25 protein-coding genes are annotated in these 22,363 nt (G+C 63.5%); 17 read left to right on the top strand and 8 right to left on the bottom strand.

The window, feature by feature from the left end; genetic code table 11:
• Positions 1-130: 130 nt before the first annotated feature.
• From ABH924_RS06140 to proC, 5 genes are all read left to right on the top strand, one after another.
• Positions 131-1,192 (top strand): hypothetical protein, encoded by a 1,062-nt coding sequence (locus ABH924_RS06140; RefSeq protein ID WP_404497670.1) that lies wholly within the window; start codon positions 131-133, stop codon positions 1,190-1,192.
• Between the two features lie 162 nt (positions 1,193-1,354).
• Positions 1,355-1,882 carry an SseB family protein gene (locus ABH924_RS06135; RefSeq protein ID WP_404497669.1) on the top strand — a complete coding sequence of 176 codons (528 nt, stop codon included), beginning with the start codon at positions 1,355-1,357 and terminating at the stop codon, positions 1,880-1,882.
• A 71-nt stretch (positions 1,883-1,953) separates the two neighbouring features.
• Entirely contained in the window at positions 1,954-3,018 is a 1,065-nt protein-coding gene (locus ABH924_RS06130) for a Ppx/GppA phosphatase family protein (protein ID WP_404497668.1), read from the top strand.
• A 1-nt stretch (position 3,019) separates the two neighbouring features.
• Complete coding sequence (locus ABH924_RS06125; protein WP_059389509.1) at positions 3,020-3,856, top strand: sugar phosphate isomerase/epimerase; 837 nt, start codon at positions 3,020-3,022, stop codon at positions 3,854-3,856.
• 353 nt (positions 3,857-4,209) lie between these two features.
• Positions 4,210-5,040, top strand: a complete 831-nt coding sequence (gene proC / locus ABH924_RS06120) for a pyrroline-5-carboxylate reductase (RefSeq protein WP_404497667.1) — start codon at positions 4,210-4,212, stop codon at positions 5,038-5,040.
• An 18-nt stretch (positions 5,041-5,058) separates the two neighbouring features.
• Here the strand turns inward: proC and ABH924_RS06115 are convergent, their stop codons facing one another.
• Complete coding sequence (locus tag ABH924_RS06115) at positions 5,059-5,697, bottom strand: TrkA family potassium uptake protein (RefSeq protein WP_171983496.1); 639 nt, start codon at positions 5,695-5,697, stop codon at positions 5,059-5,061.
• A 40-nt stretch (positions 5,698-5,737) separates the two neighbouring features.
• Positions 5,738-7,171: a TrkH family potassium uptake protein gene (locus ABH924_RS06110; RefSeq protein WP_404497666.1), complete on the bottom strand. Its 1,434-nt coding sequence runs from the start codon at positions 7,169-7,171 to the stop codon at positions 5,738-5,740.
• Between the two features lie 112 nt (positions 7,172-7,283).
• Here ABH924_RS06110 and ABH924_RS06105 point away from each other — a divergent pair, with 112 nt between their 5' ends.
• The 5 genes from ABH924_RS06105 to gdhA all read left to right on the top strand — a co-directional run bounded on the left by ABH924_RS06105 (position 7,284) and on the right by gdhA (position 11,542).
• Entirely contained in the window at positions 7,284-8,495 is a 1,212-nt protein-coding gene (locus ABH924_RS06105; RefSeq protein ID WP_404497665.1) for an acetoin utilization protein AcuC, read from the top strand.
• A 97-nt stretch (positions 8,496-8,592) separates the two neighbouring features.
• A complete protein-coding gene (locus tag ABH924_RS06100; protein ID WP_404497664.1) occupies positions 8,593-9,177 on the top strand; it encodes an ArsR/SmtB family transcription factor in 585 nt (194 codons plus the stop codon).
• A gap of 368 nt (positions 9,178-9,545) precedes the next feature.
• A complete protein-coding gene (locus tag ABH924_RS06095) occupies positions 9,546-9,755 on the top strand; it encodes a hypothetical protein (protein ID WP_404497663.1) in 210 nt (69 codons plus the stop codon).
• Positions 9,756-9,813: 58 nt separating this feature from the next.
• Positions 9,814-9,999 (top strand): hypothetical protein, encoded by a 186-nt coding sequence (locus ABH924_RS06090; RefSeq protein ID WP_404497662.1) that lies wholly within the window; start codon positions 9,814-9,816, stop codon positions 9,997-9,999.
• A gap of 205 nt (positions 10,000-10,204) precedes the next feature.
• Positions 10,205-11,542, top strand: a complete 1,338-nt coding sequence (gene gdhA, locus ABH924_RS06085) for an NADP-specific glutamate dehydrogenase (RefSeq protein ID WP_404497661.1) — start codon at positions 10,205-10,207, stop codon at positions 11,540-11,542.
• Between the two features lie 121 nt (positions 11,543-11,663).
• Here gdhA and ABH924_RS06080 read toward each other — a convergent pair whose 3' ends face one another.
• The gene (locus tag ABH924_RS06080) at positions 11,664-12,968 is read right to left on the bottom strand and encodes an alpha-hydroxy-acid oxidizing protein (protein ID WP_404497660.1); all 1,305 of its coding nucleotides are present in this window, start codon (positions 12,966-12,968) and stop codon (positions 11,664-11,666) included.
• A gap of 79 nt (positions 12,969-13,047) precedes the next feature.
• Here ABH924_RS06080 and ABH924_RS06075 point away from each other — a divergent pair, with 79 nt between their 5' ends.
• Complete coding sequence (locus ABH924_RS06075) at positions 13,048-13,752, top strand: FadR/GntR family transcriptional regulator (protein WP_404497659.1); 705 nt, start codon at positions 13,048-13,050, stop codon at positions 13,750-13,752.
• Here the strand turns inward: ABH924_RS06075 and ABH924_RS06070 are convergent.
• A complete protein-coding gene (locus ABH924_RS06070) occupies positions 13,742-14,755 on the bottom strand; it encodes a LacI family DNA-binding transcriptional regulator (RefSeq protein ID WP_404497658.1) in 1,014 nt (337 codons plus the stop codon). The genes ABH924_RS06075 and ABH924_RS06070 overlap by 11 nt on opposite strands.
• Before the next feature lie 325 nt (positions 14,756-15,080).
• Between ABH924_RS06070 and ABH924_RS06065 the strand changes: the two genes are divergently transcribed.
• The 3 genes from ABH924_RS06065 to ABH924_RS06055 all read left to right on the top strand — a co-directional run bounded on the left by ABH924_RS06065 (position 15,081) and on the right by ABH924_RS06055 (position 16,866).
• Positions 15,081-16,223 (top strand): 3-deoxy-7-phosphoheptulonate synthase, encoded by a 1,143-nt coding sequence (locus ABH924_RS06065; protein ID WP_404497657.1) that lies wholly within the window; start codon positions 15,081-15,083, stop codon positions 16,221-16,223.
• A 158-nt stretch (positions 16,224-16,381) separates the two neighbouring features.
• Entirely contained in the window at positions 16,382-16,594 is a 213-nt protein-coding gene (locus ABH924_RS06060) for a helix-turn-helix domain-containing protein (protein WP_078107672.1), read from the top strand.
• 173 nt (positions 16,595-16,767) lie between these two features.
• A complete protein-coding gene (locus ABH924_RS06055; RefSeq protein WP_003792170.1) occupies positions 16,768-16,866 on the top strand; it encodes a 30S ribosomal protein bS22 in 99 nt (32 codons plus the stop codon).
• A 196-nt stretch (positions 16,867-17,062) separates the two neighbouring features.
• Here ABH924_RS06055 and ABH924_RS06050 read toward each other — a convergent pair whose 3' ends face one another.
• The gene (locus ABH924_RS06050) at positions 17,063-17,881 is read right to left on the bottom strand and encodes an HAD family phosphatase (protein ID WP_234748771.1); all 819 of its coding nucleotides are present in this window, start codon (positions 17,879-17,881) and stop codon (positions 17,063-17,065) included.
• Positions 17,882-17,958: 77 nt separating this feature from the next.
• On the opposite strand from ABH924_RS06050, the gene ABH924_RS06045 reads away from it, so the two are divergent.
• Both ABH924_RS06045 and ABH924_RS06040 read left to right on the top strand, forming a co-directional pair.
• Positions 17,959-18,213: a glutaredoxin family protein gene (locus tag ABH924_RS06045; protein ID WP_234748772.1), complete on the top strand. Its 255-nt coding sequence runs from the start codon at positions 17,959-17,961 to the stop codon at positions 18,211-18,213.
• 51 nt (positions 18,214-18,264) lie between these two features.
• Complete coding sequence (locus ABH924_RS06040) at positions 18,265-18,972, top strand: redox-sensing transcriptional repressor Rex (RefSeq protein WP_268818795.1); 708 nt, start codon at positions 18,265-18,267, stop codon at positions 18,970-18,972.
• Between the two features lie 71 nt (positions 18,973-19,043).
• Here the strand turns inward: ABH924_RS06040 and ABH924_RS06035 are convergent, their stop codons facing one another.
• The 3 genes from ABH924_RS06035 to ABH924_RS06025 form a co-directional block, all read right to left on the bottom strand.
• On the bottom strand, positions 19,044-19,865 hold the full coding sequence (locus ABH924_RS06035) for a hypothetical protein (RefSeq protein ID WP_404497656.1): 822 nt from the start codon (positions 19,863-19,865) through the stop codon (positions 19,044-19,046).
• 234 nt (positions 19,866-20,099) lie between these two features.
• Positions 20,100-20,762, bottom strand: a complete 663-nt coding sequence (locus ABH924_RS06030) for a hypothetical protein (protein ID WP_404497655.1) — start codon at positions 20,760-20,762, stop codon at positions 20,100-20,102.
• 184 nt (positions 20,763-20,946) lie between these two features.
• Entirely contained in the window at positions 20,947-21,495 is a 549-nt protein-coding gene (locus ABH924_RS06025; protein WP_234748776.1) for a YceI family protein, read from the bottom strand.
• Positions 21,496-21,698: 203 nt separating this feature from the next.
• Between ABH924_RS06025 and ABH924_RS06020 the strand changes: the two genes are divergently transcribed.
• The gene (locus tag ABH924_RS06020) at positions 21,699-22,361 is read left to right on the top strand and encodes a histidine phosphatase family protein (protein WP_404497654.1); all 663 of its coding nucleotides are present in this window, start codon (positions 21,699-21,701) and stop codon (positions 22,359-22,361) included.
• Positions 22,362-22,363: the final 2 nt, after the last annotated feature.

Raw genomic sequence — 22,363 nt, 5'->3', positions numbered from 1 at the left:
GGGGGGGGGGGGGGGGGGGGGGCCCCCCCCCCCCCCCCCCCGCCCCACACCCACGTACGGGGTTTCCCGGGTTTCCACATAGCTCGATTGGCTGCTTCCGGCCAGTCCGCTGTTCGCCGAAGCTTGTGCAGTGAACAGTTACGGAAACATTGACTCCGTCGTCCCGGTGGACCCGCTAGCGGAACTTTGGGATTACATGAAACCGGCGAAATCCTCGGCAGCTTCCGCACCGCCAGGCGCTCAAACCGCCGTGGTTTCGGCGCTCACAAACTCGGGGGTGCCTCTGCTTCCCGCGGGCGGGAACATGTGGCGGACAGAGGAATTGCTGTCCCAAGGACTGAGCAAGCGACACATCAATGAGAACCTCCGCTCCGGCGCACTGGTGAGGGTCCGCACGGGCGTCCTGGTCCGGGGCACCTTCTGGCGTGGGCTTTCGGACGATGGCCGGGAGCGTGCTCAGTTGGCGGCGTATTGCCGTCGGACCCTCCGCGTTACGGCGGACGGGTTGACGTTCAGCCACACCTCCGCGGCCCGTCTGCACCGTTTGTATTTGTGGAAGGCAGATCAGTTGATCCACGTCATCATTCCCTACCACGCAGCTAGTGGATCCCATGCTGCCGACGTCAGGGCTCATTCAGGCCTCCTCCTGCCCGGGCAACGGATCGAGATTGATGGACTTCCGGTGACATCACTTGACCGCACCGTTCTGGACTGCGCGCAGATACTGAATTATCGGCAGGGCCTGATTCTCTTGGACCACGGGTTGAGGCGCGGATGCAATCGTGAGTGGTTGGAGTCAGCGTGCGCCAATCTGGTCGGTGCCCGGGGAGTCACCGCGTTCCGAAAAGCACTGGCCTTTGCGAACCCATTGTCCGAATCCCCAGGGGAGACATTGACCCGGGACGCGATCGCCAAGCTCGGATTCCCGGATCCCGTGCTCCAGTTGCGGGTCCAAACACCTCGTGGCGCTTACCGGTTCGACTTCGCGTGGCCGCACCTTCGGGCCGCGCTCGAGTTCGACGGCAAGGCAAAGTACTTCGACTACAAGCCAACTGCAGAAGTGATCTTCGAAGAACGGCAAAGGGAGAAACTGCTGACTGAGCAGGGCTGGCGGATCCTGCGCATTGATTGGAAAGGCCTCTTCGACGAACGCGGTCTGAAAGTACGTCTGCTCAGGCTTCTTCGGGGCTGAGATCGTGGGTCTGGGCCGTGGACTACGTCCCGGGCCGGAACGCAGCCCCCGGCCCGCACCCACGATCTCGACGGCGGGCGGGCGTCGGGCGGGCGGGCGCCGGGCGGGCGTCGGGAGAGCCGGGAATTGCTTCGAACAGGGGAACCGTGATCGAGTGGAACCATGACAGATCAGCCTGCAGCCCCGGAATCCCTGCCTTTGAATGACCTTGAGTCCAAGCTCGCAAAGTCCGGGCAACCCGACGCGAACCCGGTGGACGTCATCCTGGCCTTCCTGAACAACGAGGTCTACATCCTGAGCACCGACTCCTTGGATAAGCCTGACGCCGCCGTGGAGCCGCTTGTCCTCGCCAACTCCGAGGGCCAGCCTGTCCTCGCTGTCTTCAGCCACCCGAGCCGGGTGGAATCCCACTTCCTCGAGGCCGCGCCCAACGTCCTGGGCACCCACGGTTCTGCGATTCTGGACAGCATCGGTGACGAGCTGGGCCTCGTGATCAACCCCGGCAGCGAGCACGGCTTCGAGATGGGCCCGGAAGGCATCGCCAACGTCCGCCGCGACTTCACCCGCGCCGACGGAGCCGACGGAGCCGACGGAGCCGACGAAGCCGACGAAGCCGGCGAAGCCGACGAAGCCGCCGACCCAGCCGCAGATGCGGCCGTAGAAGCAGGCACCGACGGACCCCGGGACTAATTGACTAACCGCCGGCACGAATCGGCAGTCGTACTTGCTTCACATGCTTCGAATCGGGGAATAATGGCAGAATGCGTCTTGGCGTCCTAGACATCGGTTCCAACACCGTCCATTTGCTTTTGGTGGACGCGCATCCAGGCGCACGCCCGGTCGCGTTTGCCTCCCACAAGCGTCCACTTTCGCTGGTTCAGTTCCTGGACGCCGAGGGTAACATCAACGACGCCGGACAACACGAGTTGATCGAGTTCGTCCTTGAAGCGTGGGAGTTCGCGGCCCGCCACAAGGCCGAGGACCTCCTGGCTTTCTGTACCTCGGCCATCCGCGAAGCGACCAACGGCGTCGAGGTCCTCGCCCGGGTGAAGCACGAGACCACCGTGACCTTGCAGGAACTGACCGGCAGCGAAGAAGCCTCCATGACGTTCTTCGCGGTTCGACGCTGGTACGGCTGGGGCGCCGGGCCGATTCTGGACCTGGACATCGGCGGCGGCTCCTTCGAAATGGCGTTTGGCCAGGACGAACTGCCCGAGCTCGCAGTGTCGGTACCGCTTGGCGCCAGCCGCCTCACCAGGGACTGGCTCCACAATGACCCGCCCACGGCCAAGAGTGTCAAAGAGCTGCGCAAGTACATCCGCAATACTCTCAAGCCCGTCGTACGTGAGTTCAAGCAATTGGGCCGGGCCAACCTGGTGGCCGGAACCTCGAAGACCTTCCGTTCGCTTGCACGCATCGCAGGCGCGGCCCCCAGCGGCGCCGGTCCGTACGTCAAGCGCGAACTCCACGCCACGGACTTGGGACTCTGGGCGCAGCGGATCTCGGCCATGACCGTCGAGGACCGGCTGTACCTCCCAGGCGTGTCGGATGCACGGGCAGCGCAGATCCTCGCGGGAGCCCTTGTGGCCGAGGCCGCATTGGAAATGTTCGAGTTTCCCAGCATGGAGATCTGCCCTTGGGCCTTGCGCGAGGGGTTGATCCTGCGCCGACTCGACCAGCTGATCTTCGACGGCCCGCTGGCCCCGGCTCCGCATGTCGGGCTCGGAGGCGCGGTACCGGTACCACGCTTGGGCGCCAACACCGGAACGGCCGCGCCCGCTGCAGTATCCATACCAATTCCCATCGCCGGGAGGCAGGCCAACTAACATGAGCACCGACGTCGAGCACTCCGAAGAAGACACGCCGAGGATCCCGGTGGCGCTATCCAGCGCTTCTGTCTATCCGCTCAGCGTCCATGACGCCTTTGCCGTGGCCCAGGACCTGGGGTACGACGGTGTCGAGGTGATGGTGACCAACAACGCCACCAGCCAGAACCCGGATGCCCTCATCCAGCTAAGCCATCGCTACGACCAGCAGATCGTCTCCATACACGCCCCCACCCTGCTGCTGACCCAGCAGGTTTGGGGTCCGGCATGGAACAAGATCGAGATGTCCTGCCAGATGGCGCGCGAGGTCGGCTGCAACACCGTGGTGGTCCATCCACCGTTCCGGTGGCAGTCGAACTATGCGGAGAACTTCGCTGCCGGTGTACGCGAGATTGCGGCGATGTACCAAGTGCACATCGCGGTAGAGAACATGTACCCGTGGCGTGTGCGCGGCCGGGAGGCGCTCGCTTACCTTCCGCACTGGGATCCGATGGGCCAGGATTACGACGACGTCACCTGGGACTTCTCACACGCCGCCACCGCGGGTGCCAACAGCCTTGAGGCGATACGGGCGCTCGGGAGCAAGCTGCGTCACGTCCACCTCACGGACGGATCGGGCTCGGGCAAGGACGAACACTTGATCCCGGGTTACGGGACCCAACAGTGCGCCGAGGCGCTGCAGTATCTCGCATCCAACGGATTCGAGGGCACCGTGGTTGCCGAGATCTCCACGCGCAAGGCCAAAGCTGCCGGTGAACGCGAGGAGTGGCTCGCCGAAACGCTTCGCTTCGCGCGCCAGCACTTGGGGGCGCCGCTCGTGGGAGCCTTCGAGATCTAGGTTCCGCGAGATTCAGGGCCCGACGACGTCGGGCGGCTGAGTCGCGCGGTCGCGCCTGCCGTCGGACACGGCGCGGCCGGTTGCCGCCCGCTTCTGCCAGCACCCCATAAACGAGAAAGCACCGGCGGTCGATACGGGAAAATGGGGGGAAACCCGTTCGACCACCGGTGCTTGTGGCGGACATCCCCATGCCCGCCTCATCACTCGCACCCTCAATGAGGTAACTACTAAGTTACGGAGCGATTTTGGGTGCAGCCTGCAATAACCTTGGGAACTAGCTGGGAATCCAGGTTCCCCTGCTGAGTCCCGGAACTGGTTCTGCAGCGGCGCAGCCGAACTGGCATCATGGAGCCATGAGCAACCGAATCGCATTCCTTGGCTGTGGGTCCATGAACGAGGCCATCCTGGGTGGCCTTCTGGCTGCCGGAACGGATCCCTCGGACGTCGTCGCCACCGTACGTCGCGCAGAACGCGCCGCCGAACTGGCTGAGCGCCACCATGTGATGACCATCGCCGGAGCCGAGGAGCCAGACAACAACAAGCTGGCTACGAAGGGCGCTTCGGTTGTCATCTTGGGTGTCAAGCCTGTCGGCATTGCCGATCTCGCCCGGGAAATCTCGCCATCGCTGGCCAAGAACACCATTGTGATCAGCGTTGCCGCTGCCGTGTCCATCGCCCAGCTGGAAGCAGCCCTTCCGGCGGGCCAGCCCGTCATTCGCACGATGCCCAACACGCCCGCCAAGCTCGGCCGTGGAGTGGTCTCCGTTTCGCCCGGAACCAACTGCACTCCCGAGCAGCTTCAGCTGGCCAAAGACATCCTCGCCGCCGCAGGCACCGTGGTGGAAATCCCCGAGGAACAGGTTGATGCCCTGTCCGCCATCAGTGGCTCGGGCCCTGCGTACGCGTTCTACCTTGCGGAGGCCATGGCTGCCGCCGGGGTCGAGCTTGGCCTGGATCCCGAGCTCTCCCTCATGATTTCCCGCGAGACCGTAGCAGGCGCGGGTTTCATGCTCGCCGAGCCAGGAGCAGACCCCACTGCGCTCCGCATCGCCGTGACGAGCCCCAACGGCACCACGGAACGCGCCATCGCGGCGTTCAACGACGGCGGGATGCCCGCGATCATCGCCGACGGAGCCCGCGCTGCAGCGGCCCGGGCCGCGGAAATCACGCAGCAGCTCGCCTAGGCTTGCCCCAAGAGTCAGCTAAGGCCGCGCCGCGAACCGTTCCAACAGGTCCACGTGTCCGGACACGATCAGCATGTCGCGGCCGGAGACTTTCGTGTCCGGTCGGGCGTAGGTGAAGTCTTCGCCCGGGGATTTCACGCCGACAATGGTCACGCCGTACTTGGAACGGACCTTTGACTCATCCAGCGTGAAGCCCACGGTTTCCTTGGGCGGGTACATTTTCACGATGGCGAAATCGTCGTCGAACTCGATGAAGTCCAGCATTCTCCCGGAGACCAGGTGTGCTGCACGGACGCCGGCGTCGGCCTCGGGGTAGATGACGTGGTTGGCGCCTATGCGGGTGAGGATCTTGCCGTGCGAGGCCGTGATGGCTTTCACCCAAAGGTGTTCGATGCCAAGATCCACGAGGTTAACCGTGATGAGCACTGAGGACTCGATCGACGTTCCCACGCCCACCACGGCGGAGCTGAATTCCTGCGCGCCGAGTTGGCGGAGGGCATCGATGTTGGTGGCGTCCGCCTCGACTACGTGGGTCAGCACGGAAGCCCAGTTCTGGACGAGCGTGCGGTCCCGCTCGATGGCCAGGACTTCGCGTCCCTGCTTGACGAGCTGCTCGGCGGTGGCTGCACCGAATCGGCCCAAGCCGATCACCAGCACGGGCGCGTTGTGCGCCGGCCGGTTGGGGGCGCCTGTTGAATTAGCCAATGATCGGCCTCTCTTCCGGATAATGGAATAGCTGCCTGCGCTGGCGGAGGGCCAGGGCGGAGGCAAGGGTTATGGTGCCGATGCGGCCGGCGAACATGAGGGCGGCGAGAACGTAGACCCCCGACGGCGGCAGTTCGGCGCTGAGGTTCGTGCTGAGTCCTACGGTTGCAAAGGCCGAAATGGTTTCGAAGAGTACCCGGTCCAGGCTGGCGCCGCTGATGGCCAGCAGCAAGAATGCGGATGCGCATACCAAGGTGGCGCCGGCAACGATCACCGAGATGGCTACCCGCATGGTGCCTTCGGGGATAGTGCGGCCGTAGACCTTGACGTCGTCGTCGCCCCGGGCCTCAGCGACGATGGCGAGGAACATGACCGCGATGGTCGTAACCTTGATGCCGCCCGCCGTCGATGCCGAACCGCCGCCGGCGAACATGAGCGCGTCCGACAGCAGCCTGGTGGTTGAATCCATATGGCCCTGGTCGACCAGGTTGAAGCCACCGGAGCGCGTCATGACCGAGGCGAAAATGGAATGCGTGATCTTGTCCCCAAAGCTCATGTTGGCGATGGTGTTGGTGTTGTCCCATTCCATCAGGGCCCAGAGGACTGCGCCGGCAACGAGGAGGATCAGGGATACCTGGATGGTCAGCTTTGTGTGGAGGCTCCACTTCTTCCAATTGAGGCCGTGCCGTCGGAGCACCAACATGACCGGGAAGCCGAGGCTGCCGAGGAACACGCCAAGCATGAGCGGCACAAGAATCCACAGATCGGTCTCGTACGGCACGATTCCGTCGGAATGGGGTGTGAAACCGGCATTGTTGAAGGAAGAAATCGAGTAGAAAACCCCGTGCCAGACGGCCTGCCCGAAGTCCTCGCCGAGTGTCAGGAACCGGGGAATCATCGCGACGGCCAGGACGGCCTCGATAGTCACGGACGTCGAGATGACGATCCGCAACAAAGTACCCACTTCGCCCAAGCGTCCGGCGTTGTTCATGGCCTCCTGGGCAATGAGCTTGCCCCTCACGCCCAGCCGTTTGCTGACCATGAGTGCCAGGAGGGAAGCGAGTGTCAGGGTTCCCAATCCACCGACGAAGATGCCCACGAGAATCACGAGCTGGCCGAAGAACGTCCAGTGCGTCGCCGTCGACACAACCGTCAAGCCAGTCACGCAAACGCTGGAAACAGCGGTGAACAAGGCTTGGTGGATAGGAGTGACCGAACCGTCCGCCGATGCCGCCGGCAGGGAAAGCAGACCGGTGAACAAGAGAATCGCGAAGACGTACGCCGTGAGCGCCAATCGCGCCGGAGAGGAGTTGGCGATGTTGTCGATGAAGTCGCGGATACCCGTGAAAATCCACAGGCCTCCCCGCTCCGGCTGGACGGTTTGCCAGCTGGCCGGGTCTCGGGACCTCGACTGGCTCTGAGTCATGGCAGTGCTGTTCGCTTCTGGTCGATTGATTCTGCTTTCCTGAGTAGTAAACCACTAATCACCCGGTGTAACGGGGCAGGTGGGTTCCCGCCGCTCGGGTAGCCTGTCATTGATGACTTCCTGGGCAGGCCTCCGTCCGTCCCCGCTACCAACGACGGTGGCGTGGGATCCTGCCATGACCGCATACAATTTCGGTCCCTCGCATCCGATGGCCCCCGCCCGGCTGGAACTGACGGCCAGGCTCGCCGCGGCGCTCGGACTCTTCGACCTGGAGCATGTGTCCGTCCAGGCGCCCGAGGTCGCGTCCGACGTCGAACTCCTGGCAGTGCACAGTGCCGAATATGTCGCCGCGGTGCGGCGTGCAAGCGAAGACCCGACGACGCCGGACCCGGAACGCGGGCTCGGCACCGAAGATGATCCCGCTTTTACCGGGATGCACGAAGCCAGCGCCCGGATTGCCGGTGGGTCGTTACTCGCGGCCGAGGCGATCCTGTCCGGGACCGCGGTCCGGGCCGTCAACTTCGGCGGCGGCATGCATCACGCCTCCCGCGAGCGTGCCAGCGGCTTCTGCATCTATAACGACGCCGCACTCGCCGTGCAGAGGCTGCTCGACGGCGGTGTCCGGCGGGTCGCGTACATCGACGTCGATGCCCACCACGGCGACGGCACTCAGAGCATCTTCTGGAACGACCCGAGGGTCCTGACGATTTCCCTGCACGAAAGCGGCCTCTCGTTGTTCCCCGGAACGGGATTCGCCAACGAGATCGGCGGCCAGGACGCGCTGGGCACGGCCGTCAACGTGGCGTTGCCTGCGTGGACGGGCGACGCCGGGTGGCTGCGCGCCTTCCACGCCGTGGTGCCGCAACTCGTGCAGGCCTTTGAGCCGGAAGTCATCGTGAGCCAACATGGCTGCGACTCCCACAAACTCGATCCCCTCACGCACCTCAACCTCAGCGTGGACGGCCAACGCGAGGCGGCCACCGCCGTCGCGGGCCTCGCTGCCAGGTTCTGCGAAAACCGTTGGATCGCCACCGGTGGAGGGGGTTACAACATTACGGGAGTGGTACCGCGGACGTGGAGCCATTTGATCGGCATCGTGGCCCAACATCCCGTCCAGTTGACGGCTCCGGTCCCGGAGGCTTTCCGGAGCTATGTCAGGGAGAAGTACGGGGAAACGGTGCCCGAACTCATGGGCGACGGCGTCGACACGTGGTGGCGTTCGTGGGAGGTCGGGTACGACCCCGCGGATGCCGTGGACCGCACCATCATTGCCACCCGCAAGGAGATTTTCCCGCTCTACGGGCTGGATCCCTGGTTCGACTGATGCGGGTTCGTCCAGCTGGCGCAAGGCGGGGTCAACACCGCGTGCACATGCGAAATAGTTGATGCCTTTTGGCGTATATGTCGCTAGGGTGGGAGGCATGGTGACTGACGACGTATTTGCCGTCATTGCTGAGGCAACCCGGCGTGACATTCTGGTTTCCCTCCGCTCTGGGGATAAGGCTGTGGGGGAACTGGTGGAGGAGCTCGCAGCGAGCCAGCCCACCATTTCAAAGCATTTGAAGGTGCTCCGCGAGGCGGATCTCGTCAGCATGCGCGCGCAGGGACAGAAACGCTATTACGCGTTGAACCCGAAACCGCTCGCCGGGATTGCCAGCTGGCTGGAGACGTTCGACGTCGGTCCCGCGAAGCCCGCGGCCGAGCCCGCCACACTGGCCCGCAGCCCCCGCGCACGTGCGGTTGGCCAGGGTGCCGCGGGCCAGCCGGGCACCGCGCGGACACAGCCCGACGGCGAGCCGCTCGGCACGTCTCCGGCGAGCACCGACGTCGAACGCTCGCCTGAAACCGTTCCTACCTCCGGAGCTGTTGCCTCCGTCGCGGGTATCGACGACACCATGCCGCAGCAGATCGGCCGTACGGTTGGCCGGGCAGCCACCAAGGCTGCGGACCTCTTGGCGAACCTGCCGAACCTACCCAACCTGCCGAAGTTCGGGCGGAAGAAGTAGCAGTAAACCGGGGTGATCCCGGTCAGGCCATGATTCGCTCCTGCGGAGGCATTCCCCGGACCTGCTGAGTGGTGAAAAGCCGAAATTGAGTACATAGAAGCTACGTTTTGAGTGGTGTTGAGCATGAATTGAGTGCTGACAAATACATCACATGCTTCGCCAAAAAAATCCTCTGACCTGTTTGTTTAAAGATCTTGTCAGCACTCAGGCCATCATCTATTCTCGGTAGTCCAATTCGTCTTTACTATCGGGGGTAGGTATGACTTTTTTGGCATTTTCGAAGTTCCAGGACTGTAAAAACCAAGTGGCGGGCCTGCACCGTAATCCCGTCCGGACGCTCGGGGGGGAAGCATTGAAAACTCTGCCCCGTGGGGCAGGTCGTGTGGGTACACGTCGTGACTTACTCCTACGCGCCGGCCACGTTTTACTCCGGCACCGCCAAGCGCTACGCGGACACCGGCGGCTATGACCATGTCTTCAACTACGGAACCAGGGCGGTGAACTGGAAGGTGGTAAGCAGTGACATCCAGACGGCGACCGACTATTGCGGAAGTAACGTGACGCGCCCAAGTGAATGAATCCGATGCCGAGGTCGCGCTCACACTCAGCACAATTCCAGTCCGCGCGTCTCGCCAAATGACTGCCACCGAGTATCAGTTACGTGTGGCCGAGGTCCTCAACCTTTTTGACATCGAAGCAGTGGGCGACGAAACGGGCGTGTATTACGGGGACGAGGGCGTTGCGCTGGAAGATCAGCCTCTACTCGCGGCCATTCGCATACTCATTGGGAGGCGGTTCGACATCCCGGAAGCAATAATGTGAATAGGCCCCGGTCAGAGGCCCGCATATTGGGTCCCTTGGATCTAGTGTCGCGTTCCTGAAGAGAAACCCTTCGCTTTTCGACTGCCGCTGCCTCGCGAGCTGCTCGGTCGTAATCGGTTCGGATGGAGACTGCCGCGCCTCTGATGCGAGCATGGCGGGATTGTACGCAGACCCGCCTTTAGGCGCAGAAGTTGTAGGGAGTCACATGGATTCGAGGCTGGAAGCAGTCCGGGACACCGTCTTGGCGCGGAACCCGGGCGAGCTGGAATTTCACCAAGCCGTCACCGAGGTCTTTGAAAGCCTCGGCCCGGTACACGACAGGCACCCGGAATTCCTGGAGGGCGCGGTCCTTGAGCGCCTGTGCGAACCGGAGCGCCAAATCATCTTCCGCGTGCCGTGGACCGACGACGCCGGGCGGGTTCACGTCAACCGCGGTTTCCGCGTCGAGTTCAATTCAGCCTTGGGCCCCTACAAGGGTGGACTGCGCTTCCACCTCTCGGTCTACCTGGGCATCGTCAAGTTCCTCGGCTTCGAGCAGATCTTCAAGAATGCCCTGACAGGCATGCCGATCGGTGGCGGCAAGGGTGGCTCGGACTTCGATCCCCGCGGCCGCTCCGACGCCGAAATCATGCGCTTTTGCCAGTCCTTCATGACTGAGCTGTACCGCCACATCGGCGAATACACGGACGTTCCTGCCGGCGACATCGGCGTGGGAGGCCGCGAGATCGGCTACCTGTTCGGCCAATACAAGCGCATCACTAACCGCTACGAGTCGGGCGTGCTGACGGGTAAGGGAATGTCGTGGGGCGGCTCCCTCGTCCGTCCGGAAGCCACTGGTTTCGGCACGGTCATCTTTGCCCAGGAGATGCTCAAGACCCGGGGCCGGTCCTTCGATGGCCAACGTGTGGTGGCCTCCGGTTCGGGCAATGTGGCCATCTACGCCATCGCCAAAGCCCAGGCCCTCGGCGCCACCGTGGTGGCCTGCTCCGATTCCGGCGGGTACGTCGTGGACGAGGCCGGCATCGATGTCGCGCTGCTCCGCCGGATCAAGGAAGTCGAACGGGGCCGCCTCACTGAATACGCGGAGCGCCGCCGGGGAGTCAATTATGTGGCCGGCGGCTCGGTCTGGGACGTCAACGGCACGGTTGCGCTGCCGTGTGCGACGCAGAACGAGCTCGACGGCGACGCCGCGGCCAAGCTCGTCAGCAACGGTCTGCTGGCAGTCGCCGAAGGCGCCAACATGCCCTCCACCCGTGATGCCGTTGCGGTTTTCCAGGACGCGGGCATCCTGTTTGCCCCGGGCAAGGCAGCCAACGCCGGTGGTGTGGCGACGTCTGCGTTGGAGATGCAGCAGAACGCCAGCCGCGATTCCTGGTCCTTCGAATACACCGAAGCACGCCTTACAGAAATCATGGTGGGCATCCACGATCGTTGTGCCGAAACCGCCGAGGAATATGGCGCGCCCGGCAACTATGTCCTGGGTGCCAACATCGGCGGCTTCGTGAAGGTCGCCGACGCCATGTTGGCGCAGGGCCTCATTTAGGCCCAATGCACACACGCGCGCACCCGCGCCATCCTGCCCACCCCACCCCAACTGACTCGCATTTGTTGTCGTTTTGAAGGCTCAAAACGACACCTACTGCGAGCTAGTTGGGCAGCCGGACCTAGTGCTGCAGCAGGCGCACGTGGTCCGGGTTCAGTTCCGAAATCTTCGTGACTCCGAGCAGGGCCATGGTGCGGGCCATATCCTTCTCCAGGATCTGTATGGTGCGGTCCACGCCGGCCCTCCCGCCGGCCATGAGCCCGTAGAGGTAGGCGCGGCCGATCAGCGTGAAGTCGGCGCCGAGGGCCAGGGCTGCGACGATATCGGCGCCGCTCATGATGCCGGTGTCCAGGATGATGGCCGCATCGCTGTTGTCCGCCTTCAGTGCGGCGGCGACCTCCGGAACGAGGTGCAGCGGAATCGGTGCCCGGTCCAGTTGGCGCCCGCCGTGGTTGGAGATCACGACGCCGTCCGCGCCGTGGTCCACCACCTTGCGGGCGTCTTCCACCGTCTGGATGCCCTTGACTACCAGCTTGCCCTTCCAAGTTTCGCGCAGCCAGTCGAGGTCGTCGAAGGTCAGGGTCGGATCGAACATTGAATTGATGAGGTCGGCCACGGTTCCCGTGTAGCGGGAGAGCGAAGCGAAAGTCAACGGCTCGTGCGTGAGGAAGTTGAACCACCATGCAGGCCGGTACGAGGCATCCAGGACGGTCTTCACCGTGAGCGCCGGCGGAATGGTCATGCCGTTGCGGACGTCCCGCAGCCGGGCGCCCGCGACGGCGGTGTCCACCGTGACCATGAGGGTGTCGTTTCCGGCCTTGGCGGCGCGCTCGATCAGCTCCAGGGAACGGTCCCGGTCCGTCCAGAGGTAAAGCTGGAACCAGTTGCGGCCGTTCGGAGCCGCCGCGGCCACGTCCTCGATGGAAGCCGTGCCCATCGTGGAGAGAGTGTACGGAATACCGGCCGCTTCGGCCGCCTGCGAACCCGCGTACTCACCCTCCGACTGCATCATGCGCGTGAATCCCGTAGGCGCGATGCCGAACGGAAGCCGTGATTCCTTGCCCAGGATCCCGGTCCTGAGGTCGATACTGGAGACGTCGCGCAGGATTCCCGGCCGGAACTCGATGTCCTGGAACGCCTGGCGGGCCCGGCGGAGTGTGATCTCCGCCTCCGCTGCACCGTCCGTGTAGTCGAACGGCGCCTGGGGAGTGCGTCGCTTGGCCATGTCCCGCAGTTCCCAAATGGTGGATGCGCGGCGCAGCTTCGCCGCGTTGCTGAACTCGGGCTTCTTGAACTTCATGAGAGGAGCGAGGTCCGAGTATTTGGGAACCCGGCGCTTGAGTGCTGCGGGGCGCCCGACGGCGGTGGGGACGTTCGCTGGCACCTCAAGGGAAGGGGCGTTGCTCGGCTGGACGGTCTGCGTCATGGTGCTGTCTCCAGTGTGCTTGTGTGGTTAGACCACACTCTATGCCATGTGGTCCAACCACATCAACTACTATTTATCCATGCGAACGCACGAGCTCGTCCTGAGTTGGATCGAAAAGCAATTGTCCGACGGGCACTTGGTGCTTGGTGGGCGGCTTCCTGCCGAGCGGGCGCTGGCAGAACAGCTGGAAGTCTCAAGGACCTCGGTCCGCGAAGCCATCAGGATCCTGGAAGCCATGGGTGTGGTGCGGGCCGGTGTCGGCTCCGGCAAGGACGCCGGGACCGTGGTCATCGCGGAACCGGCCACGGCACTCGGCTCCGCGCTCCGCCTCCACGTGGCCACGCAGCATTTGCCCGTCGCTGACATCGTGGAAACACGGGTCCTGCTCGAATCATGGGCGGTATCCCGCGCCAAGGCCGATGCCCCCGAACTCAAGGAGGCAGCGAGGCTGCTGGACGAAATGGACGTGAGTGCCGCCGTCGACGACTTCCTCGCGCTCGACGTCGCCTTCCACCTCGCGCTGGCGGAAGCCGCCGGAAATGCCGTGGTGAGCACCATCATGGGATCGCTGCGTGAAGCGATTGAGGGTTACGCCGCGGCGCTCACTGCGAACCTGCCGGATTGGGATAGCACCGCCCAGCGCCTGAGGTCGGAGCACCGCGCCATCTTGGAGGCCGTGAACGACGGCGACGGCGGCCGGGCAGCGACCCTCGTTGCCGCACACATCGAGGGGTACTACCGGGAAGCCGGGCTGGGGCAGGCTCCTGCGGAACCTAGGCCTTGACGGGTCCGGTGCTGCCCCTGAGCTCAATCCGCGGCGGGAAGTAGTTCGTGGGGGAGGCGGCGTCGTTGGTCTGGATCTGCTCCCGCATGCGGCGCCACGCAAGGTCCCCGAGGTCGGTGATCGGCACGGCGGCGGTGGTCAGCGGAGGCATGGTGTACCGGGCGAAGGGCATGTCGTCGAAACCAGTGAGCGACAAGTCTTCCGGTACGCGGATCCCGCGCTGGCTTAGTCCGCTCAAGAGGCCCATCGCCGCGACGTCGTTGAAGACGAGGATGCCGGTGGCACCGCATGAGGCGACCGCATCGCTTGACTCGAATCCGGCGTCGAACGTGTTGCCTCCGGGAAGGAGCTGCAATTCGACGTCCGGGAATTCGGCGGTGAACTTCTCGAGCCCGCGGAGGCGCTGCACGTTGGACGCGCTGCGGTCCGGTCCCGTCAGGTAGGCCAGTTTGCGATGACCCAGCTCCACCAGATGGGCGGCAAGTTCCTGGATGCCTTGGCCGTAGTCCACCACGAGGCTGGGAGTCGGCACCGACTCGGTGGTCCGGTTGATGAGGACGAGCGGATAGAGCGAGGGGGCGAGTTCTTCCAGGTCGGCGTCGCTCATGCGGGGGGCACAAAGAACGACGCCGTCGCATCGCCTACGCGCCTCCCCGGCGAGGATCGCTTCTTCGCTGGAGACTTCGGACGAGTCGGCAATCAACACGCGGTAGCCGTCGCGGGCGGCGGCAATACTCAGCCCGCGGAGAATGGCCTGGAACGTGGGGTTGGAAAGGTCCGGCACCACGATTCCGATGGTGTCCGTCTTTCCCAAGGCCAGGCTCCGACCTACCGGGTTTGGCTTGTACTTCAGCTCCAAGGCGGCCGCGCGCACGCGAGCGGCAATGTCCGCGTCCACGGTGGTGTTTCCGTTCATGACGCGGGAAACCGTGGCATGCGAAACACCGGCCATGGATGCCACATCTGCGATGCCCACTCGCCGGGTGTTCCTTCTGCCTGGCATGGTTTCCTTCCTGGAGCCGGGGCCGCCCTGTTCCAACGCGGCGGCGACATGTGTTCTGAGGTGAAGTTTATAGTGCGTGGGGAAACGGTTTCCCTTGATGTCGTTGCATTTCGATTTGCGGGCATCCGGAGCCTGACGCTATGGTTTGGCTATGACTAAGCGTTGGTATGCGTATTTTTCGTTGGCTCTGGAGGGGCCCGCGTCTAACTGACACGCATCCAACTTTCCTTCAGAGCCAACAGGGCAGAGATCATTCTCTGCCCTTCGCCATTTCCAGGCGGGCTCTGAGTAGGGTCCGCACCTCTTTCGGAACAGGACCCCTTTCATGACCAGCATCGCCGCAGAGCCCACCACACATAACGTCGACGTCGGGAATTCCCGCGCCCAGTCGACGTCGAACCTGCGCGTCAGCCGCTTCGAGCCGCTCCCCACGCCGCAGGAAATCAGCGCGGAACTGCCGCTTGACGCGAGGTCTTCCGCCGTCGTCGAGCGCGGACGCGATGGAGTCCGCGCGATCATGGACGGCGTGGACGATCGCCTCCTGGTGATAGTGGGCCCTTGCTCCATCCACGATCCGAAGGCCGGCCTGGAATACGCACGCAGGCTGGTCAGCCAGGCGGAGAAGCATAAGGAAGACCTTTTGATCGTCATGCGGGCGTACTTCGAGAAGCCGCGGACCACGGTTGGCTGGAAGGGCCTCATCAACGATCCCCACCTGGACGGCAGCCACGACATTGCGGCCGGACTCCGTGCGGCGCGCGGATTTCTTCAGCAGGTCACGGCCCTGGGCTTGCCGACCGCCACAGAGTTCCTGGAACCCATCAGCCCGCAATACATGGCCGACCTCGTGGCGTGGGGCGCCATCGGTGCGCGGACCACCGAGAGCCAGATCCACCGTCAGCTCGCCTCGGGACTGTCCATGCCGATCGGCTTCAAGAACGGGACCGACGGCGACCTCCAGGTAGCGATCGATGCCTGCGGCGCTTCTGCCGCTCCCCAGGCGTTCCTGGGGATCGACGGTGATGGCCGCGCCGCCCTGGTGGCGACTGCGGGCAACCCGGACACGCATGTGATCCTGCGCGGTGGCCGCAAGGGTCCGAACTACGCCGCCGAGCAAGTCGCGGTTGCGTCGGAGAAACTCTCGGCGAAGGGGCTGAATCCGCGCCTGATCGTTGACGCGAGCCACGCCAACAGTGGCAAGAGCCACCATCGCCAGGCCGAAGTCGCCTTGGAGATCGGTGCGCAGTTGGAAGATGACGTGGCTTCGCCGATCGCCGGCGTCATGCTGGAGAGCTTCCTTGTCGGTGGGGCGCAGAACCTGGATGTGGAGCGGCAGTCTGCTGGCGAACAAGAGCTGGTGTACGGCCAGAGCGTTACGGACGCCTGCATGGAATGGGACGTCACGGTGTCCGTCCTGGACCAGTTGGCGGCCTCGGCCCGCAAGCGTCGGATGGCTGCTTCCAACTAAGTGAAACCTAGTCTCCAGTTGGCCGAAAGACTTTCACTTTGGTACCAGCAGCCTCTAGAGTATCTAGCACATGGTTGTTTGATGGCTCAGCATCGGCACACCAGGTAATGAATGCTGGGGTTCGCCGCTAACCGCTGAGAGCAAAGGAATATGGAGAAATGTCCGCAGAGACTAACTTCTCGAACGCGCGTTTCATGACAGTGGCTGAAGTTGCCGAAGTCCTCCGGGTTTCCAAAATGACCGTGTACCGTCTGGTCCACTCGGGAGAATTGCCGGCCGTCCGATTTGGACGATCATTCCGGGTCCCCGAAGAAGCCGTGAGCCAGTACCTCAAGGGCGCGGTCGTCGACGGACACTCGGAGACGGCTTGAGCCATGCCTGGTTCCCGAAGGGGCCGGCGGTCATTGGGTGCCCCCGATAAGCGGTACCCTGTTAAGGAACGTTTTACGTCATTGTAAGAATCTGTCAGTTGTAAAGTCTGTTGCTCAGTTCAAGGACCTCACCCAGCAGACAGAATCTCAATCTAGTTTGGTAAGGAACTTACGTGGGTTCAGTTATTAAGAAGCGCCGCAAGCGTATGGCCAAGAAGAAGCACCGCAAACTGCTTCGTAAGACCCGCCACCAGCGTCGCAATAAGAAGTAGAGATACTTCCTACAGCGTGAATGCCCGTTGCCTCCCGAGGCGGCGGGCATTCTTGCGTCCGGGGGTGGGGTGGCGACGTCGCGCGACGCCCAAATTGGCTGGCGACGCGCAAAATCCCTGTCGACACCCGAATACAGGTGTCGCCAGGGATTTTCTGTGTCGCGCAGCTCTTTGCGCGTAGCAGGAAGAACGCGGGTTAGGCCCTCGGGCTGCGGAACTTGGAGAAACCCCGCCACAGACCGTAGACGGCGCCACCGACGGTCGCGGCTTTGAGGCCGAGCGTGGCTGCCCGGCGGCCGGAACGGAAGTCGTAAACAGGCCAGTTGTTCTCCCGCGCATGGCGGCGCAGCCCGGCATCGGGATTGATGCACACCGGGTGGCCCACCAAAGTGAGCAGCGGGATGTCGTTATGTGAATCGCTGTACGCCCAGCAGCGTTTCAGGTCCAGGCCTTCTTCGTCCGCCACGCGCTGCACCGCCACGGCCTTGGCCGGCCCGTGGAGGATCTCGCCCACCAGCCGGCCCGTGTAGGCGCCATCTTCAACTTCGCCCACGGTACCCAGGGCGCCGGTCAGGCCGAGGCGCGTGGAAATGACGGTGGCAACTTCGATGGGCGTGGCGGTCACGAGCCAGACCTTCCGGCCAACACGCAGATGCTGTTCTGCCAGGGCCTTCGTACCAGGCCAGATCCGCGACTCGATCATCTCGTCGTAGACCTCTTCGCCCAGCTCCTTGATATCTGACACCTTGATACCGGCCGCGAGGATCAGCGCGGAATCCCGGACGGAATGGACGTCCTCCATTTTTTCGCCCCGCAGGACGAACTTGAACTGCTTCCAGGCAAAGCCCGCGGCTTGGGAGAGCGTGAAGGCCTTGCGTTCATACATCTTCCGGGCGACGTGGAAGAGGCTGGCACCCTTCATGAGGGTGTTGTCGACGTCGAAGAATGCGGCTTCGCCGTGTTGCTGCGTTGCAGCCGGCGCGGTGGCCACAACGGCGTTCTTCTCGACGGGCATGCCTTGAGTCTAGTCAATCGCCCGGCCCCCTGCCGTTCGCGACGGTTGTGCCGACGCTGAAGCGATACCGTTGAACCATGCCAAATCCCGACGTCGTACTCCTCACCAAAGCTGACTGCCACCTTTGCGCCGCGGCGCGTGACGCCGTCGAACGCGTGACCTCAAGCCTTGGCCTCACGTGGACGGAACAGTCGATCGACACTGACCCGGTACTGCGCGAGCGCTACGCCGAGGAGATCCCGGTGGTGTTCGTGGACGGAATCCAGCGGGATTTCTGGAAAATCGATGAGGCACGATTGGTGCGGGTCCTGAAGAAGGCCATCGCCGCCTGAACATGCGTGCAGAGCTTTGTTGGCAATAGAGTGGGAAAACAAAGCGACGCAATGGAGAAGAACGTGACTGCGCTGGAACCGTCTGCCGAAGCTGTACCCGGGGACAAGGACTCTGCCGCGAAGCAGATACCACCCGCGGCTGTGGCCCGGATGACGCTTTATCTGCGCGCTCTGAACTCCCTGCTGGGCGAAGGCGTGGAACGCGTTTCCTCCGAGGCGCTGGCCGAGGCGTCGGGAGTCAGCTCGTCCACGTTGCGCAAGGACCTCTCCTACGTCGGCTCCTATGGAACGCGTGGCGTGGGATACGAGGTCCAGTACTTGAGCCGGCACATCGCGGCGGCGCTCGGCCTGACCCACGACTGGAAAGTGGCCATTGTGGGCGCCGGCAACCTTGGCAAAGCCTTGGCACGGTACGGCGGATTCGAGTCGCGCGGTTTCGACGTGGTGGCGATCCTCGACGCCGATCCGATGATCATCGGGAACGAAGTCGGCTGGCTGCGGGTCAGCGACGCCGCCAATCTTGAAACGGTCCTTCAGCGGACCGGCACGAACATGGTTGTCCTGGCCCTCCCGGCCGCGGTGGCACAGGACGTCTGCGACCGCGTGATCAGCGCGGGCATCCGCAGCATCCTCAGCTTTGCTCCTGTGCTGTTGCAGGTTCCGCCGTACGTGAATCTGCGCAAGGTGGACATGGCAACTGAGCTTCAAATCCTGGCGTATCACGCACAACGGGCGCAGACTCCGCGCCAGGCCCTCTAGGCCAATTCGGGTCTGCGCCCGTTGTTGGTTTTGTTCTTGGCTATAGGCCCCGTGGCCGTTCGCCGTCTGGCCTAGCGGCCGTAAGGCGCCTGGCCGTAGGGGTTCGCGAACGGCTGGGCTTTCCGGAAATACGGCGCCGAGGCCGGCAAGTACAGCAGCACGATCGCGGCGATGCCCAAGAGGATGGTGATGGTGCCCATCCCGACCTGGGTCAGGCCCAGCAGGGAAATTCCGGCAAAGACCGTGCCCAGGATTCGGGCCCAGTTCTTCCCCTTGCGGACATTGAACGCAACCAGTGCGTAGAGCCCGGCAAAGATCACCGAGAAAACAACCACGAAGGTGACAGCAATGCCGATGACGCTGTTTGTGTCCAGGCCTGAAGCGTTGGTCCCCTGCCCCGCCAACGCCTGGTCGATCATGCTCTTGCCCGCGGGCGAGTTCAGCCCGGCGATGGTGATGGGGATGCCGATCAAGGTCAGCAAACCGGCGGCAAGCATGAGCCAGAAGGAGATGGTGACCAGCTGTGGGACTCCCGACGTCGCGGCGGGCTGCTGGCTCGGCCAGATGACCGGTCCGCTCTGGCCGTACTGCGGGACGGAAGGCTGGCCGTACTGCGGCTGCTGAGGTGCCTGCTGGCCGTACTGCGGAGCCTGCTGCCCGTACTGGGGCGCGGAAGGCTGTCCGTATTGCGGCGCGGAAGGCTGGCCGTAAGGGGGCTGCTGACCCTGCTGCGGTGCCTGCTGCCCGTACTGAGGCGTCTGCTGGCCGTACTGCGGAGCTTGCTGGCCGTATTGCGGCTGCTGACCCTGCTGGGGTGCCTGCTGCCCGTATTTCGGCTCCTCAGGGGTGGGGTTCTCGCCGGGAGTGGACGGCGGGTACGGAGGGGTGCTCATGGCATTCCTTTGCGTGTCGACTGCAGATACGGCTGCCGGGTGCAACGTGCCCTGCCCCCAGCTCGGCTTAATTCCACCGTACCCCGGCGGCACAGTGCTGGTGATGATTCACGGGAAGAATTCTCGCTAAACAAGCTTCGGCGGATCTCCCCTGAATGGTGCGAGGACAAACGGAAGGCCGCGGGGCCCTCCCGGGACCTGCCGCGGCCTTCAGCCATGGGTGCTGCGTTGTTGCTAGACGAAGTGCTTCCTGGACTCCGGAAGCCACATCAAGACCGCAGCCGCGACGGCTACCGCCGATCCGATGAAGTTGAGGTTAAGGGTAACCACCTGGACTAGAAGGGAAATTACCGCGAACGCTCCGAGGATGGTCAGGACAAGTCGCGCCCAGCGGGATCCCTCTTTGAGCCGAATGGCAATGAAGATGTAGAGGGCTGCGAACACCAGGCTGAAAATCAGGCCCACAATGCCAGGGCCCACCATCATCTCGCCGAAGAGGCCGCGCATCGTGAAGATGTTCAGGAAGCTGGCAACAATACCCAAGGCGGCAGCCGCGACCCACAACCAGTAGGAGATGGTCAGCTGCTGCGGCACTCCCGTGGTGTCCCGAAAGCGCTGGGCGACGTTGTTGAAGTCGAGTCCAAAAGTGTTCCGCGCCGGCGCCGCGTAGCCCAGCCCTGCCGGCGGGGCGCTATTCGGACCCGCTGGCATGCCATAGGCGGGTTGGCCCGGCTGCTGGTTTCCAGGGGCGGGCTGCTGGTAGGAGGGGGGCGCTTGGTAAGAAGGAGGTGCTTGGTATCCCTGCGGAGGCTGGTAACCCGCAGGAGGGACGTTGCCGGGCTGCGGTGGCTGGGCCCCGGGCTGTTGAGGCTGAGGAGCTTCGTTTGGGTTACTCATGGCATCACTTTAGACCTGAGGTTTAAGGATTCATAGGAAATTCTTGGCTAATTCGCCGCTAAGTATCGGCTTTTCGCCGAACAATAGGCGGGTGACACCGCAAGCAAAGAAATGGCGCCTCCGGGGCTGCACACGGGATCATGTGCAGCCCCGGAGGCGCCATTCAGTCCGGGAAACCGGTGGATCAGGCGGCAGGCGCGATGAAAGCCAGTTCGAGGTTGATGACAACCTTGTCGCTGACCAGCACGCCGCCGGCCTCGAGCACTGCGTTCCAGGTCAGGCCGAAGTCCTTGCGGCTGATGGTGGTCTCACCGGAGACGCCTGCGCGGGTGTTGCCGAACGGGTCAACGGCCACGCCGTTGAACTCGGTCTCGATGGTGACCTCTTGGGAGACACCCTTGATCGTCAGCTCGCCCACGAGGTCGAAGCTGTCGCCGTTGGCCTTGACGTGGCGGGAGACAAAAGTGATTTCCGGGAACTTCTCCACATCGAAGAAGTCCTCGCCCTTGACGTGGCCGTCGCGGTTGGCGTCGCCCGAGTCGAAGCTGGCGGTCTGGATGGTTGCGGCGACCTTGGAGTCGGTCAGGCTGCTGCCAAGGTCAAGGGTGGCCTCGGCCTCGGTGAACTGGCCGCGGACCTTGCTGATGCCTGCGTGGCGGACCGTAAAGCCGATCTCGCTGTGGGAGTTGTCGAGGGTCCAGACGCCGGTGGTGACGTTTGCGGGAAGAGTCATGGGGTTCTCCTTGGGAAGGTGTGATCGTAGCTTCATCGGGCGTTCGGCCGCACTTAGTTGAAGTGTCAACCGAACCTTGTGTCAAGTATAAACATGCAAATGCATCTTTTATTCCACCTTCAGGGAACATTCTGAAGAAACTTTCAGTTCTACGAAACGTAGAAGATTTCAGATCGCCCGCCTTCTTTGAGAAACTGGTAAACATGCCCCAAGCAACTGTCCATCTGCTCCGCCATGGCGAGGTCTACAATCCCGACGGCATTCTGTACGGCAGGCTGCCTGAATTCCACCTCTCCGAACGCGGCCGCGAGATGGCCAAGATGCTCGCGGACCACTTCGCTGCCCGTGTCGCGCAGGGGGCCAACATCGTTTACCTTGTTTCCTCGCCGTTGACCCGCGCGCAGGAAACCGCCCTTCCCACTTCGCAGGCGCTGGACCTCCAGATCCACACGGAACCGCGGATCATCGAGGCGGAGAACCACTTCGAAGGGCTCAGGGCCAACATCTCCGAATTCATCAAGCCCAAGCACTGGCGCGAGTACCGCAACCCGCTGCGTCCGTCCTGGGGCGAGTCTTACCAGGACCAGGTCACCCGCATGCGTGCCGCCGTCGAGGACGCCCGGCTGAAAGCAACCGAACTCGGCGGCGATGGCGCCGAAGCCATCCTCGTCAGCCACCAGCTCCCCATCTACGCCACGCGCCTCAGCGCGGAGGGCCGCCCCTTGTGGCACGATCCGCGCAAACGCGAGTGCACTCTGACGTCCCTGACTTCCCTCGTGTTCGACGACGGCAAGGTTGCGCGGGTGGAGTACAGCGAACCCGCCGCCGTGCTGCTGCCCGGTGCCGCGAGGACCCCCGGAGCATGACA

Origin of the sequence: Arthrobacter sp. GAS37 (assembly GCF_044908325.1) — a bacterium.
Classification (GTDB): Bacteria; Actinomycetota; Actinomycetes; order Actinomycetales; family Micrococcaceae; genus Arthrobacter; species Arthrobacter ramosus.
This window is presented reverse-complemented; position numbering and strand designations above follow the sequence as displayed.